At 70.5% G+C, this 18,965-nt stretch carries 18 protein-coding genes; 16 read left to right on the plus strand and 2 right to left on the minus strand.

The genetic code is table 11. The features are described 5' to 3' along the window. Nucleotides 1-73: 73 nt before the first annotated feature. Entirely contained in the window at nucleotides 74-1,735 is a 1,662-nt protein-coding gene (locus JX005_RS08420) for a DUF349 domain-containing protein (protein ID WP_307858533.1), read from the minus strand. A 102-nt stretch (nucleotides 1,736-1,837) separates the two neighbouring features. Beyond that, entirely contained in the window at nucleotides 1,838-2,140 is a 303-nt protein-coding gene (locus tag JX005_RS08425; RefSeq protein WP_214467035.1) for a dioxygenase, read from the minus strand. A 217-nt stretch (nucleotides 2,141-2,357) separates the two neighbouring features. On the opposite strand from JX005_RS08425, the gene JX005_RS08430 reads away from it, so the two are divergent. From JX005_RS08430 to JX005_RS08505, 16 genes are all read left to right on the plus strand, one after another. Continuing rightward, nucleotides 2,358-3,641: a replication-associated recombination protein A gene (locus tag JX005_RS08430; protein ID WP_214467166.1), complete on the plus strand. Its 1,284-nt coding sequence runs from the start codon at nucleotides 2,358-2,360 to the stop codon at nucleotides 3,639-3,641. Nucleotides 3,642-3,838: 197 nt separating this feature from the next. Further along, nucleotides 3,839-4,468: a 30S ribosomal protein S4 gene (rpsD, locus tag JX005_RS08435; RefSeq protein ID WP_214467036.1), complete on the plus strand. Its 630-nt coding sequence runs from the start codon at nucleotides 3,839-3,841 to the stop codon at nucleotides 4,466-4,468. Nucleotides 4,469-4,638: 170 nt separating this feature from the next. Beyond that, on the plus strand, nucleotides 4,639-4,923 hold the full coding sequence (locus tag JX005_RS08440; protein WP_214467037.1) for an ATPase: 285 nt from the start codon (nucleotides 4,639-4,641) through the stop codon (nucleotides 4,921-4,923). 62 nt (nucleotides 4,924-4,985) lie between these two features. Beyond that, nucleotides 4,986-7,643 carry an alanine--tRNA ligase gene (gene alaS / locus JX005_RS08445; protein ID WP_214467038.1) on the plus strand — a complete coding sequence of 886 codons (2,658 nt, stop codon included), beginning with the start codon at nucleotides 4,986-4,988 and terminating at the stop codon, nucleotides 7,641-7,643. Further along, on the plus strand, nucleotides 7,640-8,107 hold the full coding sequence (ruvX, locus tag JX005_RS08450) for a Holliday junction resolvase RuvX (protein ID WP_214467039.1): 468 nt from the start codon (nucleotides 7,640-7,642) through the stop codon (nucleotides 8,105-8,107). Before alaS ends, ruvX begins: the two co-directional genes overlap by 4 nt. A gap of 1 nt (nucleotide 8,108) precedes the next feature. Beyond that, entirely contained in the window at nucleotides 8,109-9,830 is a 1,722-nt protein-coding gene (gene mltG, locus JX005_RS08455) for an endolytic transglycosylase MltG (RefSeq protein WP_214467040.1), read from the plus strand. Continuing rightward, complete coding sequence (locus JX005_RS08460; protein WP_214467041.1) at nucleotides 9,797-10,669, plus strand: shikimate dehydrogenase; 873 nt, start codon at nucleotides 9,797-9,799, stop codon at nucleotides 10,667-10,669. The genes mltG and JX005_RS08460 overlap by 34 nt, the downstream gene beginning before the upstream one ends. 35 nt (nucleotides 10,670-10,704) lie before the next feature. Next, nucleotides 10,705-11,934 carry a chorismate synthase gene (aroC, locus tag JX005_RS08465; protein WP_214467042.1) on the plus strand — a complete coding sequence of 410 codons (1,230 nt, stop codon included), beginning with the start codon at nucleotides 10,705-10,707 and terminating at the stop codon, nucleotides 11,932-11,934. Beyond that, nucleotides 11,918-12,463 (plus strand): shikimate kinase, encoded by a 546-nt coding sequence (locus JX005_RS08470; protein WP_214467043.1) that lies wholly within the window; start codon nucleotides 11,918-11,920, stop codon nucleotides 12,461-12,463. Before aroC ends, JX005_RS08470 begins: the two co-directional genes overlap by 17 nt. After that, nucleotides 12,460-13,536: a 3-dehydroquinate synthase gene (gene aroB / locus JX005_RS08475; protein WP_214467044.1), complete on the plus strand. Its 1,077-nt coding sequence runs from the start codon at nucleotides 12,460-12,462 to the stop codon at nucleotides 13,534-13,536. The genes JX005_RS08470 and aroB overlap by 4 nt, the downstream gene beginning before the upstream one ends. A 101-nt stretch (nucleotides 13,537-13,637) precedes the next feature. Further along, the gene (locus JX005_RS08480; RefSeq protein ID WP_214467045.1) at nucleotides 13,638-14,942 is read left to right on the plus strand and encodes an ion channel protein; all 1,305 of its coding nucleotides are present in this window, start codon (nucleotides 13,638-13,640) and stop codon (nucleotides 14,940-14,942) included. 12 nt (nucleotides 14,943-14,954) lie between these two features. Next, nucleotides 14,955-15,413, plus strand: coding sequence for a type II 3-dehydroquinate dehydratase (gene aroQ, locus JX005_RS08485; RefSeq protein WP_214467046.1), 459 nt, complete (start codon nucleotides 14,955-14,957; stop codon nucleotides 15,411-15,413). A 98-nt stretch (nucleotides 15,414-15,511) separates the two neighbouring features. Beyond that, a complete protein-coding gene (gene efp, locus JX005_RS08490) occupies nucleotides 15,512-16,072 on the plus strand; it encodes an elongation factor P (RefSeq protein ID WP_214467047.1) in 561 nt (186 codons plus the stop codon). A gap of 3 nt (nucleotides 16,073-16,075) precedes the next feature. After that, nucleotides 16,076-16,486, plus strand: a complete 411-nt coding sequence (gene nusB / locus JX005_RS08495) for a transcription antitermination factor NusB (protein ID WP_214467048.1) — start codon at nucleotides 16,076-16,078, stop codon at nucleotides 16,484-16,486. Nucleotides 16,487-16,594: 108 nt separating this feature from the next. Beyond that, nucleotides 16,595-18,169: a Rieske 2Fe-2S domain-containing protein gene (locus tag JX005_RS08500; protein WP_214467049.1), complete on the plus strand. Its 1,575-nt coding sequence runs from the start codon at nucleotides 16,595-16,597 to the stop codon at nucleotides 18,167-18,169. Nucleotides 18,170-18,345: 176 nt separating this feature from the next. Next, nucleotides 18,346-18,885, plus strand: a complete 540-nt coding sequence (locus JX005_RS08505; RefSeq protein ID WP_214467050.1) for a DoxX family membrane protein — start codon at nucleotides 18,346-18,348, stop codon at nucleotides 18,883-18,885. Nucleotides 18,886-18,965: the final 80 nt, after the last annotated feature.

The raw sequence follows: 18,965 nt of genomic DNA on the forward strand, positions 1-18,965 counted from the left end.
TGCCTCACCGGCCGGGGAGCCCGAGGTCGTTCCCGCCGGGCTGTGGACAACCCGGCGGGAACGGAGGCCGGGGTCAGCCGCCGACGGCCTTGAGCCAGGCCTTGCGTGCCTCGAGGGCGTCGGTCGCGTCGGCGATCGCCTTCTTATCGCCGCCCTTCTTCGCCGCCTCGAGCTCGTTCTCGAGCTTCTCGATGGCGTCGGTCAGCTGGCGCGTCATGTCGTTGGCCCGCGCCTTGGTCTCGGGGTTGTTGCTCTTCCAGTCGGCGTCCTCGCGCGTGCGCAGCGCCTGCTCGATCTTGCGCAGGTCGTCGTCGAGCGACCGTTCCGCGTCGCGGGGGAAGATGCGGCCGATCTCGTCCCAGCGCCGCTGGATGCCCGTGAGCAGCGTCCGCGCCTTGCCGAGATTGCGCTCGTCGCCCACGGCCTTCGCCTCGACCAGGAGTGCGCGCTTGGCCTCGATCTTCTCGCGGGATGCCTCGGCGTCTGCCGACTCGCGCTCGATCCGCGCCGCGTACAGGGCGTCGCCGGCGGCCTTGAAGCGCGCCCAGAGGGCGTCGTCGACCTTCTTGCCGGCGCGGCCGGCGGTCTTCCACTGATCGAGCAGCTCGCGGTAGGCGGGAATGCCGTCCTCACCCTTGGGCGCCAGCGCCTCCGCCTTCTCGACGAGCTTGGTCTTGCGCTCGCGCACGCCCTTGTGGGCTTCGTCGAGCTCTGCGTAGAACTCGCGGCGGTGCTTGTCCACCGTCGATCGGGCGTCGCGGAATCGCTTCCACAGCTGCTGGGCGGCGGACTTCGGCAGACGGGGGCCGTTCTGCTGCTGCGCCTGCCACTGCTCGAACAGCTCGTTGAGCTCGGCCGTGGCCTGCTTCCACTGCACCGACCGCGGGTCGCGGGCGGCGAGGGCCTCGGCCTTCTCGACGAGCTCGGTGCGTGCGCGGACCGCCTCGTCGACAGCCTCGCGCGCGGCGGCGGCTTCGGATTCGGATGCCGCGGCCAGCGTCTCGGTGAGCGCGGCGACGCGCGCCTCGAGGCTCGCGAGGTCGCCTACGGCGGCGGCGCCGTCGAGCTTGGCGGACACAGCCTTGGCGGCGGCGCGGAGATCCGACGCCGACGCTCCGCCTCGGCGGTGGCGCACCTCGAGCAGGGTCACCTCGCTGGCCAGGTCGGCGTACTTGCGCTCGAAGTAGGCGAGCGCCTCCTCGGGAGAGCCATCGGGGAACTGACCCACGACGCGCCACTCGTCGCCCTCGCGCACCGACACTGTGCCGTCGTCCTCGACGCGACCCCACGGTTCGGTCGGCGACGGGATCTTCGGCGCGATCGTGGCGCGCGGCCTCGGGGTCGGAACCGGCCCGGCGGGCGCAGCAGGCTTCGCAGGCTCGGGCTCGACAGGCTCGGCTTCGGTCGCGGCGGCTTCGGCGACCTCGGGCTCGACAACGTCGGCCTCGGGCTCGGCGGCGTCGGCGGTCCCGGCTTCAGCTTCGGCGACCTCGGGCTCGGTCTCGCCGCCCTCGGGCTCACCGAGCTCGGACTCGGGCGCGGCTTCGACGACCTCCGCCTCGGGCACGGCTTCGCCGGCCTCGGGCTCGGCTTCGACGGCTTCTTCCGCCTCGGGCTGAACGGCGTCCGCGGCCTCCGACCCGACAGCGTCGGCGTCGACGGTTTCGGTCTCGGGCTGGACGTCGTCGGTCACGGGACCGGTGGACTCGGGAGTGGACTCTGCTGCGGCAGTCACGGGATGCACCTCATCGCGGCTCACGCCGCCTGTGGGGGATGGACGGTCCCCAAGCCTAGTACGGGGGAGCCGTCCGCTCAGATGCGTCGAGCGACCGAGTTCCTACGGCGTGGGAGTCGGTGTGGCGCTCGTCGTGGGCGTCGGCGTCGGCACGGTCGGCGCCGGGGTCACGCTCGGAGTCGACGTCTGCGTCGGCGTGGGCTCGGGGGCACCCGGTCCGGCGACGAAGTACGCGGTCTGGACGGCGAGGATGCCGACGACCAGCACGCCGCCGGCGATGCCCGCGATGAGGTTGTCACGGGTGCGGCGACGCGACTGTCCCCTGTGGAAGTCCACTCGTGCCTGATAGAGCCGTGCACGCTCCCGCGACTCGCGCGAGCCGCGATCCTTGCCACCGTTAGCCACGGATCCTCCTCCGCTCCGGGTCGGTGCCCGGGCCGGGTTGATCCTACGGTGCGCCCTCACCGGCGGCAAAACACGCGCCGCTCCCGTCGTCGCAGGCGCGGACTAGCCTGGGAAGGTGACCAGCTCGACTTCCTCTTCGCGCGCTCCGCGCGGAGCGTCGGGCAGCGCGGGCGCGCCGACCGCTCTCTTCCAGGGACAGACCCCGCTGGCGGTGCGGATGCGCCCGACATCCCTCGAGGAGGTCGCCGGGCAGGGGCATCTGCTGCGCCCCGGATCGCCGCTGGTCACCCTGGCCAATCCGGATGCCGCGGCCCGTGCGGCGACGTCGGTCATCCTGTGGGGACCCCCGGGCACCGGCAAGACCACGCTCGCGCAGGCGATCGCGCGCTCGTCCGGGCGCCGGTTCGTCGAACTGTCGGCGGTGACCGCCGGAGTGAAGGACGTCCGCGAAGTCATGCAGGAGGCGCTCACGCAGCGCGACCTGTACGGACAGTCGACGATCCTCTTCCTCGACGAGATCCACCGGTTCACCAAGGCGCAGCAGGATGCCCTGCTGCCGGGTGTCGAGAACGGCTGGGTCGTGCTCATCGCCGCCACGACCGAGAACCCGTCGTTCTCGGTGATCTCGCCGCTGCTGTCCCGCTCACTGCTGCTGACGCTCAAGCCGCTCACCGACGACGACCTGCGCCTGCTGATCGACCGCGCGGTCGCCGACGCCCGGGGCCTCGCCGGCGCCGTGGCGCTGACCGACGAGGCCCGTGATGCCCTGGTGCGCTTGTCATCGGGCGACGCGCGGCGCGCGCTCACCGCGCTCGAGGCGGCCGCCTCCTTCGCCGAACCCACAGACGACGAGTCCGAGCCTCCGCAGATCACGCCCGAGCACGTCGCCCAGGCCGTCGATCGAGCCCTGCTGCGCTACGACCGTCAGGGCGATGAGCACTACGACGTGATCAGCGCGTTCATCAAGTCGATCCGGGGCTCCGACGTCGACGCCGCGATGCACTACCTCGCGCGCATGATCGAGGCAGGGGAGGACCCGCGCTTCATCGCGCGCCGCCTGATCATCTCGGCGGCCGAAGACATCGGGCTCGCCGATCCGCAGGCGCTGCAGATCGCGGTGGCCGCCGCCGACGCCGTGCAGCTGATCGGCATGCCCGAAGGGCGCATCCCGCTGGCCGAGGCGACGGCGTATCTCGCCACCACGGCGAAGTCGAACGCCGCCTATCTGGCGATCAACGCGGCGATCGCCGAGGTGCGGGCGGGCGGCTTCGGCCGCGTGCCGGTGCACCTCCGCGACGCGCACTACCCGGGTGCGAAGCGACTCGGCCACGGCAAGGGGTACGTCTACCCGCACGACTCCGAGGTGGGTGTCTCGCCGCAGCAGTACCTGCCCGACGAACTGCGCGGCCGGCGCTACTACGAGCCGACCAACCACGGCCAGGAGCGCGACGTGCAGGCGCGGCTCGAGAAGATCCGGCGCATCCTGGCGGAGGACCGCTGAGGCGCGGCATCCGCTCTCCTCGTCGCCGAACCGCTGTCTGTTAGACTTGACCGGCTCGAAACCGAGTTTTCGGGCATCCCCTCTCTTCTTCACCTACCTTCCGGCATGCCCCGGCGTGCATCCCGGACAGGGCGAAGAGACCGAGATACGTCCGCGAGCCGTGATCGACACGGCCGCGTCATCGAAAGGAACACTTCGTGGCAACGAAGTCCCAGGACCGCCGCAAGGTCCGTCTGTCCCGCGCCCTCGGCGTGGCACTCACCCCGAAGGCCGCCCGCTACCTCGAGAAGCGTCCCTACGCTCCGGGCGAGCACGGCCGCACCAAGCGCAAGCAGGACAGCGACTACGCCGTCCGTCTCCGCGAGAAGCAGCGTCTGCGCGAGCAGTACGGCATCCGCGAGAAGCAGATGCGCAACACGTTCAACGAGGCCCGCCGCACCCAGGGCCTGACCGGTGAGAACCTCGTCGAGCTCCTCGAGATGCGTCTCGACGCCCTCGTGCTCCGTTCGGGCTTCGCCCGCACGACCGCACAGGCGCGCCAGCTCGTCGTGCACCGTCACATCCTCGTCGACGGCCAGCTCGTCGACCGCCCGTCGTTCCGCGTGAAGCCGGGTCAGATCATCCACGTCAAGGCCAAGAGCGAGGGCACCGAGCCCTTCCAGGTCGCAGCCGCCGGCGGTCACGCCGAGGTCCTGCCGCCCGTTCCGGCCTACCTCGAGGTCGAGCTCGACAAGCTTCAGGCGCGTCTCGTGCGTCGCCCGAAGCGCGCCGAGGTCCCCGTGGTCGGCGACGTCCAGCTGGTCGTCGAGTACTACGCCGCTCGATAGAGCGCCGAAGTCGGTTGTCGAGTAGGTCGCTTTGCGACCGTATCGAGACACGCGGCCCGCTAACCGCACGCAAGCACACACGGAGGGCGTCGGGATTCCCGACGCCCTCCGTCGTTTCCGCCTACGATGGTGGGATGCCGCGCCCCGCGGCTCCGCGAGGAAGTGGTGACATGAAGAACGTGCTGTGGTTCCTGTTCGGCATCGCCGGCGGGTTCGTCGTCGCACACCTCATGAACAAGGACCCGCGGGGTCACGAGATCCTCGCCGAGGTCGATGCCCGCATCACCGAGTTCACCGACCGCATCGGCGACGCGTACCGCGAGCAGGAGGCCCACATGTCGGGCCTGGTCGACGATGTGAAGGATGCGGCCGCCGACGCCGTCGAGGCCGCCCGGGCCGCGGCATCCGAAGCCGTCGACACCGCGGCCGACACGGCCAAGAAGCTCACCGACTGACCCAGCGGACCCGCTGCCCCCTTCACGGGGGAGTGGACCGCGCGCTTTTGCGAGGATCCCGAATGAAGACCGCCGAGATCGCCCAGCGCTTCCTCGACTACTTCCAGAAGAACGGGCACACGATCGTCCCCTCCGCCTCCCTGGTGACGGACGACCCGGCCCTGCTCTTCACCGTCGCCGGCATGGTGCCGTTCATCCCGTACCTGAGCGGCGATGTGCCGGCACCGTACCCGCGCGCGGCCGACAACCAGAAGTGCATCCGGCTGAACGACATCGAAGAGGTCGGCAAGACGCCGCGTCACGGCACGTTCTTCCAGATGCTCGGCAACTGGTCGTTCGGCGACTACTTCAAAGAGGGCGCGATCCGCTACGCGTGGGACCTCCTCACGAGCCCCGAGTCCGAGGGCGGACTCGGCTTCGACCAGAAGGACCTCTGGGTCACCGTCTACGAAGAGGACGACGAGGCCCACGACCTCTGGCTGAAGCTCACCGACCTGCCCGAGGAGCGCATCCAGCGGCTCGGCAAGGACACGAACTACTGGAGCACCGGTCTTCCCGGTCCGGCCGGTCCGTGCTCGGAGATCTTCTTCGACCGCGGACCGGAGTACGGCATCGACGGCGGTCCCGCCACCGACGACGACCGCTACGTCGAGATCTGGAATCTCGTCTTCATGCAGTACGAGATCACGAACGTCCGCTCGAAGTACGACTTCGACATCGTCGGCGAGCTGCCGAACAAGAACATCGACACCGGCATGGGGCTGGAGCGCATCGCGTTCATCAAGCAGGGCGTCGACAACATGTACGAGACCGACCAGGTGCGTCCCGTGCTCGATCGCGCCGTCGCCCTCTCGGGCCGCACCTACGGAGCCGATCACGTCGACGACGTCCGCTTCCGCGTGGTAGCCGACCACGTGCGCTCCTCGCTGATGCTCATGTCCGACGGCGTGACGCCCTCCAACGACGGGCGCGGCTACATCCTGCGTCGCCTCATGCGCCGCGCGATCCGTTCCATGCGCCAGCTGGGCGTGGACGGCCCGACGTTCGCCGAACTGTTCGCCGCGTCGCGCGACGCGATGAAGGACGTCTACCCCGAGGTCGAGGCGGACTACGCCCGCATCTCGCAGTACGCGCTGGCAGAGGAGGAGACCTTCCTCCGCACGCTCGCCGCCGGCTCGAGCATCCTCGACGACTCCGTCGCGCAGACCAAGCGCGACGGCGGCACCGCGCTGGCCGGTGCGGAGGCGTTCCTGCTCCACGACACCTACGGATTCCCGATCGACCTGACCCTCGAGATCGCCGAGGAGGCGGGGCTCACGGTCGACCGCGCCGCGTTCGACACGCTCATGCAGGAGCAGCGCGCACGCGCGAAGGCCGACGCGCGGTCGCGCAAGCGTCAGCTGGCCGACACGAGCGTCTACCGCGACTTCCGCGCGAAGGGCGAGACGGTCTTCACCGGGTACACCGACCTCGAGACCGAGTCGCGGGTGCTGGGCATCCTCGTCGACGGCGCGTCCGTCAGCCGCGCCGCGACGGGTCAGATCGCCGAGGTCATCCTCGCCGAGACGGCGCTCTACGCCGAGTCGGGCGGCCAGGTCGCCGACAAGGGCGTGATCATCGGGCCCGGCTACGAGCTCGACGTGCTCGACGTGCAGAAGCCGGTCGCCGGCCTCATCAGCCACACGGTAGAGGTGACTACCGGTGAGGTCGCCCTCGACCAGCCCGCGACGACGGTGGTGGATGCGGCGAACCGCCGCGCCGCGCGCCAGGCGCACTCCGCGACCCACCTCGTGCACGCCGCGCTGCGAGACACCCTCGGCAAGACGGCCACGCAGGCGGGCTCGCTCAACCGGGCGGGGTACATGCGCTTCGACTTCACCTGGGGCCAGTCCCTCTCGGATGCGACGAAGAGCGAGATCGAGGAGATCGCCAACAACGCGGTCCGCGACAACCTGGCAGTGACCACCCGCGTGCTCGCGCTCGACGAGGCCAAGTCGCTCGGCGCCATGGCCCTCTTCGGCGAGAAGTACGGCGACACCGTGCGCATGGTCGACATCGGCGGCCCGTGGTCGCGCGAGCTGTGTGCGGGAACGCACGTGTCGACGAGCGCCGAGGTCGGGCTCATCAGCCTGGTCGGCGAGTCGTCGGTCGGCGCGTCCAACCGACGCGTCGAAGCGCTCGTCGGGCTGGACGCCTTCCGCTCCCTCGCGGCAGAGCGGGCGATCGTGTCGCAGCTCACCTCGTCGCTCAAGACGCCTCGCGACCAGCTGCCCGCTCGGATCGCCGAGCTGACCGCCAGCCTCAAGGCGGCCGAGAAGAAGATCGCCTCGTTCGAGGCCAAGGCCCTCGGCGATCGTCTCCCGGCACTCGCTGCGTCCGCGTCGACGGTCGGCGGCCAGCTGGTCGTCGCCGAGTCGCTCGGCGCGGCATCGTCCGCCGACGACGTCCGCTCGCTGGCTCTGCAGGTGCGCGAGCGTCTCGGCGCGCAGGCTGCCGTCGTCGCGCTCGGCGCCGAGGTCGGCGGCCGCGCCGTCGTCATCGTCGCCACGAACGACGCCGCACGGACGGCCGGCGCGAAGGCCGGACCGCTCGCGAAAGCCGCGGCTGCGGTTCTCGGCGGTGGCGGGGGCGGTCGCGACGACATCGCCCAGGGCGGGGGGACGGATGCCTCGGCCCTGCCTGCGGCGCTCACCGCGGTGAAGGACGCGCTCGGCGCGTGAGCGGGTTCCGTCGCGGGGTACGTCTCGGCATCGACGTCGGTAAGGCGCGTGTCGGCGTTGCGCGATGCGATCCGGACGGGCTGCTGGCCACGCCCGTCGAGACCGTGACGCGGGACGACGGTGCGGTGGCGCGCGTCACGGCACTCGCCGACGAGCACTCCGCCGTCGAGATCCTCGTGGGGCTGCCGCTCAATCTCCGAGGTGAGGACACCGCCTCCACCGCCGACGCCCGGGACTTCGCGGCGGCCGTGGCCGCGGCATCCGCTCTGCCCGTGAGGCTCGTCGACGAGCGGCTCTCGACCGTCTCCGCCCATGCGGCTCTGCGCGATTCGGGTCGATCACAGCGATCTTCTCGTAGCATTGTGGATCAGGTCGCCGCGGTCGTGCTGCTCCAGCAAGCACTCGACGTCGAGAAGAGCACCGGCCGACCACCCGGCACCCCCGTCCCCCAGGAGCCCGCCTGACATGCCCGAGACCCCGTCTGGAGATCCGTTCGCGGATCTGTTCGGCAAGCTTCCCGACCCTCGTTCCCGCGACCTCCGACGCACCGGGGACGACGCCGGCTACGGCGCGCGTCCGGGCGATCGCGGCAGCCACGACACGGCAGCGGCGGAAACCGCACCGCGGTCCCGCCGGGAACTGCGCGCAGCGGCGGCCGGGCTCGGCTCAGCCGGCAGCGACACGCCTGCACCCGCCGCACCGCACGAGCCGGCGCCTCGCGAGCGGGCCGCCGAGCCGGCGCCGACGGTCGCCGTGCCCGCGCAGCCCCCGACCGATGCCGTGCTCGACGAGTCGGGCATGCTGGCGCACCCGCGCCCGTACACGCCGAGCGTCTCCGACGAAGAAGACGACGACTCCTGGATGATCGCCGACGAGGCTGCCCCAGCGCTGCCGTACAGCCGGACGGGTTCCACCCCGGTGGTGCCGGCGGCCGAGGCTCCGGCGGACTCGTCGTTCGCCGCCCGTGCTTCGGCCGCCAGCGGGCGGTCGGCGGGTTCGCCGACCCTCGAGGACCTCTTCAGCGGCCACAGCTCCACTGACGACCTGGGCGCGCCGCCGCCCCCGAAGGACAAGCGCAAGCGGCGCATCGGCGGCTGGATCGCGCTCGGCGTCATCCTGCTCATCCTCGGCGGCGTCGCCGGCGGCGCCTGGTACGTCTGGACGACGTACGAGGACAAGGTGCGCGAGGTCATGGGCTGGGAGGAGCCGAAGGACTTCGAGGAGGGCCTCGCGAACGGCGAGGTCTTCGTCACGGTGAACGAGGGCGACACCGGCATGCCGATCTCGCAGACCCTCTACGACGCGGGCGTGACCAAGACCCCCGACGCGTTCTACGACTACCTGATCGACTCGGGCGAGAACCCGCCGTTCGTGCCGGGCGTCTTCAAGCTTCAGAAGCAGATGACGTCTGAGGCGGCGCTGACTGCTCTGCTCGACCCCGCGAACAAGATGGAGAACACGGCGCAGCTGCGCGAGGGGCTGACCGTCGAGCAGTCGCTGCCGCTGCTGGCGGAGGGCACGGGCATCCCGCTCGAGGACTTCCAGGCGGCCGTGGCGGACTCGTCCGTCTACGGCGTCACGCCCGATCCCGACATCGTCGCGGCGGGCGGGCAGCCTCTCGAGGGCTGGCTCTTCCCCGCGACCTACACCTTCAACCCCGATGTCACGGCCGAGCAGGTCATCCAGACGCTCGTCGACCGCACGGTGCAGTCTCTCGACGCGGCCGGAGTGGCTGCCGACGATCGGCAGCGCGTGCTCACGGTCGCCTCCATCATCGAGCGCGAAGCCCGCTACGAGGCCGACATGCAGAAGGTCGCCACGGTGATCGCGAACCGCATGGATCCGGACAATCAGGAGACGTTCGGACTGCTTCAGATGGACTCGACGGCGCAGTACGGCTTCGGTGAGATGCACGACGGTTCGGCGAGCACATCGGAGGAGGCGCAGTTCGACCCGAATCCGTGGAATACGTACGTGCATGCCGGCCTTCCCGTCGGACCGATCTCCAACCCGGGCGACGCGGCGATCTCGGCGGTGATGAACCCGTCCGGCGGTGACTGGATGTACTTCGTCACGGTGAACCTCGACACCGGCGAGACGGTGTTCACGACGAATCTGGCCGATCACGAGCGCGCTCGTGCCCAGTGGATCGAATGGTGCGAGGCTCACCCGGACTCGGGGTGCTGACCGCCCGCGCCACGCGCCTCGAGGTGTGGGGCGATCCGATCGCGCACAGCCGGTCGCCTCAGCTCCACGCCGCGGCCTACGCCGTGCTCGGGCTGCCGTGGTCGTACGGCAGACGTCGCGTCGACGAGGCGTCCTTCGCGAGCGAGCTCGCGGGCCTCGATGCGTCCTGGCGGGGCCTCTCGCTCACCATGCCGCTCAAAGGCGTCGCCCATGCCGCCGCCGGCGGGCTCGACCGCCGCGCCGAGCTGACCGGCGCGGTCAACACCCTGCTCCTCGACGGCAGCGGACCGCGGGGCTTCAACACCGACGTCGGCGGCCTCGTGCGTGCCCTCGCCGACGAGCACATCACGCGCGTCGACGAGGCCCGTATCGTGGGCGCAGGCGCGACGGCCACCTCCGCGCTGGTCGCGCTCTCCGAACTGGGCGCGAGGCGCGTCGACGTCGTCGCCCGACGCCCCGAAGCAGTCACGCGACTCGCCGAGCTCGGTCGGCGCCTGCACATCGACGTGACGACGACGCCGTTCGAGGCATCCGCTCGCCCTTCCGTGCCCGTCACGATCGCGACGCTCCCGGGCGACGCACCGGTGGCGGATGCCGCGGCCGACGCTCTGGCGACATCGGGCGGCCTGCTGTTCGACGTCGTGTACGGGCAGTGGCCGACGACGCTGTCCGCGGCGTGGCAGCGCGTCGGCGCACCAGCGGTGCCGGGCCTCGGGATGCTGCTGCACCAGGCGGTGCTGCAGGTGCGGATCTTCGCGACGGGCGACGTCGAGGCGCCGCTGCCCGACGAGGAGGCCGCGATCGCCGCGATGCGCCGCGCCCTCGAGACGACGGTCTGACGTAACGGTCCTCCCGCACGTGGGAGACTGGACCAATGCTCCGCGTGCTCACGGCCGGCGAATCGCACGGCCCCGAACTCGTCGCCATCATGGAGGGACTCCCTTCGGGCGTCCCGATCTCCGGCGCCGCCATCCAGGCCGACCTCGAGCGTCGCAAGCTCGGCTACGGCCGCGGTTCGCGCATGAAGTTCGAGCAGGACGAGCTGACGATCTCCTCCGGCGTCGTGCACGGCACCAGCCTCGGCAGCCCGATCGCCCTGCGCATCGGCAACACCGAATGGCCGAAGTGGGTCGAGGTCATGAGCCCCGAGCCGGTCGAGCTCACCGAGAAGTCCCGCGGTCGCGGCGCCGCGCTCACGCGCCCGCGCCCGGGCCACGCCGACCTGGTCGGGATGCAGAAGTACGACTTCGACGAGGCACGACCGATCCTCGAGCGTGCGAGCGCCCGAGAGACGGCGGCGCGCGTCGCCCTCGGAGCTGTCGCCCGGGCGTTCCTGTCGGAGCTCGGCATCCGCCTCGTCAGCCACACGCTGTCGATCGGCCCCGTCCGGGTTCCCGACGGGGCGACGCTGCCGACGCCGGATGACGTCGCGGCGCTCGATGCTGATCCGCTCCGCTGCTTCGACGCCGCCACGAGCGAGCGCATGGTGGCCGAGGTCGACGACGCCCGAAAGGACGGCGACACGCTCGGAGGGATCGTCGAGGTGCTCGCCTACGGCCTGCCGCCGGGGCTCGGATCGCACGTCCACTGGGACCGCCGCCTCGACGGCAAGCTCGCCCAGGCGCTCATGAGCGTCCAGGCGATCAAGGGGGTCGAGGTCGGCGACGGCTTCCTCACGACCACGCGCCGCGGCTCGCAGGCGCACGACGAGCTCTTCGCGACCGGTGACGGCATCGCCCGGTCGTCCGACAAGGCCGGCGGCACCGAAGGCGGGATGTCGACCGGGACGGTCCTCCGCGTGCGGGCCGGCATGAAGCCCATCGCGACGGTGCCCAAGGCGCTGCGGACGGTGGATGTCGCCACCGGCGACACCGCGTCGGCGCACCACCAGCGCTCCGACGTCTGCGCCGTGCCGGCCGCTGGAGTGGTGGCCGAGGCCATGGTCGCGATCGTCCTCGCCGATGTCGTCCTGGAGAAGTTCGGCGGCGACAGCGTCGCGGAGACCCGCCGCAACCTCGAGGCCTACGTCGCCGCGATCCCCGACGCGCTCCGCACAGCCGGCGCCAGCGACGCCGCGCTCGCCCAGCATGACCTCGCCCTCTAGCGCCGTCGTCCTCATCGGCCCGATGGGCGCGGGCAAGACGAGCGTCGGGAAGCGGGTCGCACGCGCTCTCGAGCTGCCGTTCTTCGACACCGATGCCGCGGTCGTCCGCGCGCACGGCCCCATCGAGCGGCTGTTCGCGGAGCACGGAGAGGCCCACTTCCGCGCCCTCGAGCGGGAAGCCGTCACGGAGGGCCTCGCAGGCGGGGGAGTCGTCTCGCTCGGCGGCGGCGCCGTGCTCGACGCCGACACCCGCGCCGATCTCGCGCACCACCGCGTCGTGCTGCTCACCGTCGCGCCGCGGGTCGTCGCTCATCGCGTGCGCGGATCGAGCCGCCCGCTGCTGGACGGCGAGGATCCGCTCACGCGGTGGACCAGGATCTACGAGGAGCGGCGCCCGATCTACGAGCAGCTGGCCGATGCCACGTTCGACACGTCGAACGGCCCGCTCCAGAACGTCGTCGAGCGCATCGTGGCCTGGGCGCGCCCCGAACACGCCACGCCGCCGGCACAGAGCGAGGGAGAGTCATGACAGACGCCACGACCATTTCGGTGAGCGGTGACGCCAGCTACGCGATCACGGTCGGGCGCGGCATCCTGAGCACCGTCGGCGATGCGCTGCCGGCCGCCGCCCGCAAGGTGCTGGTGATCCACCCGCCCACGCTCGCGGCGCAGGCGGAGTCCCTCCGCGACGCGCTCAAGGGCGACCGTGAGGTGCTGCTGGCCGAGATCCCCGACGCCGAGGCCGGCAAGCGCATCGAAGTGGCCGCCTTCTGCTGGCAGGTCATGGGCAAGGCGGACTTCACGCGCACCGACGCCGTGGTGGGCTTCGGCGGCGGCGCGGTGACCGACCTCGCCGGGTTCGTCGCGGCCACGTGGCTGCGCGGAGTGGAGATCGTCCAGGTGCCGACGACCGTCCTGGGCATGGTCGATGCCGCCGTCGGCGGCAAGACCGGCGTGAACACCGCGGAGGGCAAGAACCTCGTGGGAGCGTTCTGGGCGCCGCGCGCCGTCGTGTGCGACCTCGACCTGCTCGACTCGCTGTCGCGCAACGAGCGCGTCGCCGGCTACGCCGAGGTCGTGAAGGCGGGCTTCATCTGGGCGCCCGAGATCCTCGACCTCGTCGAGGCCGACCCCCAGACGGCGACCGATCCGCGCAGCGACGCCTTCCGGCGCACGATCGAACTCGCGATCGACATGAAGGCCCGGGTCGTGGGGGAGGACCTGCGCGAGGCGGGCCTGCGCGAGATCCTCAACTACGGCCACACGCTGGGTCACGCGATCGAGCACGCCGAGCGCTACCGGTGGCGTCACGGCGCCGCGATCTCGGTCGGGATGGTCTTCGCCGCCGAGCTGTCGCGACTGGCGGGACGACTGCCGGATGCCGCGGCGCAGCGCCATCGCGACATCCTCTCCTCCCTCGGCCTGCCGACGACGTATCGCGCCGGTGCCTGGCCGACCCTGCAGGCCTCGATGCAGCGCGATAAGAAGAGCCGTGGCGGGATGCTCCGCTTCATCGTCCTGGACGACATCGCCAAGCCGACCGTGCTGCAGGCGCCCGACGAATCCCTGCTCTTCGCCGCCTACCAGGAGGTCGCCGGGTAGCACTCCGCGAAGATCACCCGCGGAGTGGGAGGGCGCATCCGGCAGGATGAGGGCACGGGCGGCGCACGTCGCACGGGTCCCACCAAGAGAGAGCACGCCGGATGAGCCTTGCACCGACCCCGGACGAAGGCGGCGCATCGCCGCGGCAGATGCTGGTGCTCGCGATCCCGGCGCTGCTTCTCGGTGCGCTCGCGGCTGTCCTGCTGTGGGCGCTCGAGCAGCTGTCTGATCTTCTGAGCGGCGTGCTGTGGACATCGCTCCCCGGTGCGCTGGGCGTGGATCCGAGCGGCTGGTGGATCATCCTCGTCCTGACCATGACCGGGCTGGCGGTCGGCATCGGACTCCGCTTCCTGCCGGGTCACGGTGGACCGGACTCGGCCACCACCGAGCTGATCTCCCCGCCGCTGAGACTGCGGGCGCTTCCGGGGCTGGCGGCGGTCACCGTCCTGGGCCTCGCCGGCGGTGTGAGTCTTGGCCCCGAGAACCCGATCATCGCGATCAACGTCGCGATCGTCGTCACCCTGTTCGCACGGTTCCTGCCGAAGGTTCCCACCCAGATCCCCGTCCTGATCGCCAGCGCGGCCACCGTCGGAGCGCTCTTCGGCACGCCGGTGGCGGCTGCGCTGCTGTTCACCGGGATCGTGGCGGCGGCCAAGGGCGGGTCGCTGTGGGACAAGCTCTTCCTCCCCGTCGCCGCGGCGGGCGCGGGTGCCGTCACGATGCACCTCCTCGGGTCGCCGCCGCTCTCGTTCGGCCTGCCGGAGTACGGCAGTCCTCAGGCGATCGACCTGCTCACCGGAGCGGTCGTGGCCTGCGCCTCCGTGGGGATCGCGCTCATCGCGCTGTTCCTCTTCCCGATGGTCTGGCGGGCGCTGCACGGGCTGCGGCATCCGATCCTCATCCCGCTCGTGGGCGGCTTCCTCCTCGGAATCCTCGGATTCATCGGAGGCCCGATCACGATGTTCAAGGGCCTCGAGCAGATCGGCGAGCTCCTTCAGGATCCCGACGCCTACGATGCCGGGCAGCTCGCGGTGATCGCGGGCATCAAGATCCTGGCGCTGCTGGTGGCGGCAGGCGCCCTCTTCCGCGGCGGGCGGATCTTCCCTGCCACGTTCATCGGCGTCGCGCTCGGCCTGCTCGGGCACACGCTGATCCCGGGGATCCCGCTCGGCCTGGCCGTCGCCTGCGCCGTCGTCGGCGTCATCCTGGTGTTCGCCCGCGACGGATGGCTCGCGATCTTCCTCGGCGTGGCCATTCCCGACGACATCACGCTGCTGCCGATGCTGTGCGTGATCATCCTGCCCGCCTGGCTCCTCGTGTCGAGGATGCCCGCCTTCCAGATCGTCCCTAGGGAGGCCGTGCCGGAGCGCGCTGGCGCTGACCCGGATGCTGGAACCGCTCGCTGATAGCGTGACGAGGTGACCACGCCTCACCGACTGCTCCTCGTCAACGGTCCCAACCTCAACCTCCTGGGCACGCGTGAGCCGGAGATCTACGGATCTGCCACGCTCCACGACGTGGAGGCACTCGCAGCCGACGCGGCGGCAGCCCATGGCTTCGAGGTGCGCGCCGTCCAGAGCAACCACGAGGGAGTCCTCCTCGACGCGATCCACGAGGCACGTCGGGACTGCGCGGGCATCGTCATCAACCCCGGCGGCCTCACGCACACCTCGGTCGTCCTCCGCGACGCGCTGGCCGGCGTCGCCCTGCCGGTCGCCGAGGTGCACATCTCCGACGTCAAGGCCCGCGAGCCCTTCCGCCACCACTCCTATGTCGCCGACGTCGCGGTCGTCCACGTCTCCGGCGAGGGTGTGGCCGGCTATGCCGCCGCCATCGACCGCCTGATCGCCGTGATCACCGGACAGGCGGAGGGATGAGCGGATGCCGCGCCGAGGGGTCTCGTCGCGGCATCCCGTAGAATGCACTGTCGGGCCGTGATCGGCCACTTCTCCTCACGAACGGAACCACCACCCCCATGGCATCCACCGCAGACATCAAGAACGGCGTCGTCCTGAACATCGACGGGCAGCTCTGGAGCGTCGTGGAGTTCCAGCACGTGAAGCCCGGCAAGGGTGGCGCGTTCGTCCGCACGAAGCTCAAGAACGTCATGTCGGGCAAGGTCGTCGACAAGACGTTCAACGCCGGCGCCAAGGTCGAGACCGAGAACGTCGACCGCCGCGACTTCACGTACCTCTACAACGACGGCGAGGGCTTCGTCTTCATGGACGTCGCCGACTACGACCAGATCACCGTCGGGGCCGCCACCGTCGGCGACGCCGCGAACTTCCTGCTCGAGAACCAGCAGGTCCAGATCGCGCTGAACAACGGCAACCCGCTGTACATCGAGCTGCCGGCGTCGGTCGTGCTCGAGATCACCTACACCGAGCCGGGCCTGCAGGGCGACCGCTCGTCGGCCGGCACGAAGCCCGCCACGGTCGAGACCGGCTACGAGATCCAGGTTCCGCTGTTCCTCGAGACGGGCACCAAGGTCAAGGTCGACACCCGCACCGGGGACTACCTCGGCCGCGTCAACTGACCGTTGAGCGCCCGCAGCAAGGCGCGTAAGCGCGCCCTCGACATCCTCTTCCAGGCCGACGTCCGCGGTGACGAGCTGCCCTCGACGCTCGCCGCCGAGGCCAAGCGCGCGGCGAACGAGCCTGCCCGCGAGGCGTCCTGGCTCTACGCGCGTGAGATCGTCGACGGCGTGATCGACAACCGCGACGCGATCGACGAGCAGATCACGACCTTCGCCAAGGACTGGTCGCTCGCCCGGATGCCCGCGGTCGACCGCGCCGTGCTGCGGATCGGCGTGTGGGAGATCCTCTACAACGACGAGGTGCCCGCCGCCGTCGCGATCGACGAGGCCGTCGAGCTCGCGAAGGAGTTCTCGACCGACGACTCGGGGTCCTTCGTGCACGGAGTCCTCGGGCGCATCGCACGCGCCTCCTGAAACCGCCGATGCATCGCGCCCGCGGGTGCGATGCATCGCCTTTTGCACGGCCGGCGCGCCCTGGCGCCCGGGAACGCCTCTCATAGACTTGTCGAGGAAGGAGCGAGTATGCGCATCACGGGCCTCGGTCATGCCGGAATGTTCATCGAGACCGCAGGGGGAAGCATCCTCTGCGATCCCGTCATCGGGCCGACCTTCTTCGGGTCGTGGTTCCCGTTCCCCGACAACCGGGCGCTCGACTGGGCGAAGTACGGCAACGCCGACTTCCTCTACATCTCGCACCGGCACCGCGACCACTTCGACCCCGCCCTCATGCAGCGGCACGTGCCGAAGGACATCAAGGTGCTGCTGCCCGACTACCCGACTGACGACCTGGAGCAGGATCTCCGGGCCTTCGGCTACGACAACATCATCTACACGCAGGCCGGCGTGCCGCTCGAGTTCGGTCCGCTCAAGCTCATGGTCACGCCGCTGCGGGCGCCCAGCGACGGACCGATCGGCGACTCCTCGCTGAGCGTCGACGACGGCACGGCGAGCATCCTCAACCAGAACGACTCGCACCCCCTCGACCTCGAGAAGCTGATGTCGTTCTCGAAGCCGGAGGCGTACTTCACCCAGGTGTCGGGCGCCATCTGGTGGCCCATGGTCTACGACCTGCCGCAGGACTCCAAGCAGAACTTCGCCAAGCTCAAGCGCGACGCGCAGAACAAGCGCGCCATGTACTACATCGAGAAGGTCGACGCCGAGCACGTCTTCCCGATGGCCGGCCCGCCGATGTTCCTGCGCGAGGAGCTGTTCAAGTACAACGGCACGGGGCTGAACGACGACGCCATCTTCACCGACCAGCGCGAGTTCCTCGCCCACATGGCCGAGCTGCGCCCGGAGCAGAAGGGCTACGAGTTCGTGCCCGGAACGGTCGTCGAGCTGACCGACGGCGAGCTCAGCGTGACGCAGACGCTGTACACGCAGGCCGAGATCGACCGCATCTTCGACGACAAGTGGGCGTACCTGGCAGAGCAGCGCGACTCCCGGCAGGACGAGATCCGCGCCGAGGAGGCCTCACGGGCCGCCGTGCTGCCGCCGGATGAGATGCTCGCCGCCATCAAGGAGTGGTGGGAGCCGCTGCTGCGCCGCGCCCGGACCATCCGCAACGGCGTCGGCGGCGTCGTGCGCTTCCGGATCGGCGACCTCGACATGGTCGTGGACTTCCCGAAGGCGAAGGTCCGCGAGTACGCGGGCGAGGAGTGCATCTACTGGTACACGATCCCCGCCGACCTCGTATCGACGAACATCGCCGATCGGGAGATCGACTGGTCGAACTCGATCTTCCTGTCGATGCAGTTCGAAGTCGGGCGCAGCGGCAAGTTCAACGAGTTCCTGACGACCTTCCTCAAGTGCCTCTCGCGCGACCGGATCGAGTATGTCGAGAACTGGTACGCGGAGCAGACGGACCAGACCGAGGACGCCCAGCTCGGCGACTGGATGGTGCAGCGCCGCTGTCCCCACCTGCGCGCGGATCTGACGAAGACCGGAAAGATCGAGGACGGCGTACTCACCTGCTCTCTGCACGACTGGAAGTGGGACCTCGCGAGCGGCAGGTGCCTCACGAGCCAGGGGCACCCGATCCGTGCGGGCCGGGTCGACGAGGACGCGCAGCGCGACACCGCGGCTCCCGCTGCGTGATCCGCCTGCCAGGCGCCGGGGCTTTGTAGGTCTCGCACAACGACCGACGGATTCTTCCGCAGGGTTTGTGTGGTGACGGTGCCAATCTGGGCGGCGGCGTATCACCGCGCGGGGTATTCGGATCCTGATCACCGTGCCTGCGATCGCGGGCGATCAGAACCCGAAGGAGTCACGCCATGACCACTGTTCCCGTCCACGGCCCCGCTGGCGCCGTCGGCTCCGCATCCGTCAGCCGCCCGAACCCGCTCCGCACCCTGCTCGCGGGCGAAGCCCGCGCCGAGGCGGCGGTGAAGGCCTCACTGCAGCGGTGGAGCATCCCGGCGCTGCGCATCGCCCTCGGAGCCGTCTTCGCCGTCTTCGGCGCGCTGAAGCTCTTCCCGGGCGTCAGCCCGATGGAGGCGCTCGTGAGCCAGACGTGGGAGAAGCTCACCTTCGGCCTCGTCAGCGGACAGGCCGCGATGATCGCGACCGCCGTGATCGAGGTGGCCGCGGGGGTGCTGCTCATCGCCGGCGGAGCATTCGCTCGCTTCGGCCTGCTGGTGCTCGGGCTGGCCTACGTCGGCATCCTGTCTCCGATCGTGCTGCTGCCCGCAGAGGTCTTCGGCCCCGCGGGCCCGACGCTCACCGGCCAGTACATCTTCAAGAACGTGGTGCTGATCGCCGCAGCCCTCGTCGTCGCCTCGCGCGTGCTTCGTGGGCCCGCCGCGCGGCGCTGAGTCGCACTCGACACGGCGGAGGCCGATCCCGGCTCGGGATCGGCCTTCGTCGTGTCCTAGACTGGTCCACGATCACCAGC

Source organism: Microbacterium flavescens (assembly GCF_018588945.1).
GTDB lineage: Bacteria > Actinomycetota > Actinomycetes > Actinomycetales > Microbacteriaceae > Microbacterium > Microbacterium flavescens.

Coding starts and splice junctions, on each gene's coding strand:
- JX005_RS08430 (WP_214467166.1), top strand. CDS start 2,358: ATGCGCCCGACATCCCTCGAGGAGGTCGCCGGGCAGGGGCATCTGCTG.
- JX005_RS08440 (WP_214467037.1), top strand. CDS start 4,639: ATGAAGAACGTGCTGTGGTTCCTGTTCGGCATCGCCGGCGGGTTCGTC.
- alaS (WP_214467038.1), top strand. CDS start 4,986: ATGAAGACCGCCGAGATCGCCCAGCGCTTCCTCGACTACTTCCAGAAG.
- mltG (WP_214467040.1), top strand. CDS start 8,109: ATGCCCGAGACCCCGTCTGGAGATCCGTTCGCGGATCTGTTCGGCAAG.
- JX005_RS08460 (WP_214467041.1), top strand. CDS start 9,797: ATGGTGCGAGGCTCACCCGGACTCGGGGTGCTGACCGCCCGCGCCACG.
- aroC (WP_214467042.1), top strand. CDS start 10,705: ATGCTCCGCGTGCTCACGGCCGGCGAATCGCACGGCCCCGAACTCGTC.
- JX005_RS08470 (WP_214467043.1), top strand. CDS start 11,918: ATGACCTCGCCCTCTAGCGCCGTCGTCCTCATCGGCCCGATGGGCGCG.
- aroB (WP_214467044.1), top strand. CDS start 12,460: ATGACAGACGCCACGACCATTTCGGTGAGCGGTGACGCCAGCTACGCG.
- JX005_RS08480 (WP_214467045.1), top strand. CDS start 13,638: ATGAGCCTTGCACCGACCCCGGACGAAGGCGGCGCATCGCCGCGGCAG.
- efp (WP_214467047.1), top strand. CDS start 15,512: ATGGCATCCACCGCAGACATCAAGAACGGCGTCGTCCTGAACATCGAC.
- JX005_RS08500 (WP_214467049.1), top strand. CDS start 16,595: ATGCGCATCACGGGCCTCGGTCATGCCGGAATGTTCATCGAGACCGCA.
- JX005_RS08505 (WP_214467050.1), top strand. CDS start 18,346: ATGACCACTGTTCCCGTCCACGGCCCCGCTGGCGCCGTCGGCTCCGCA.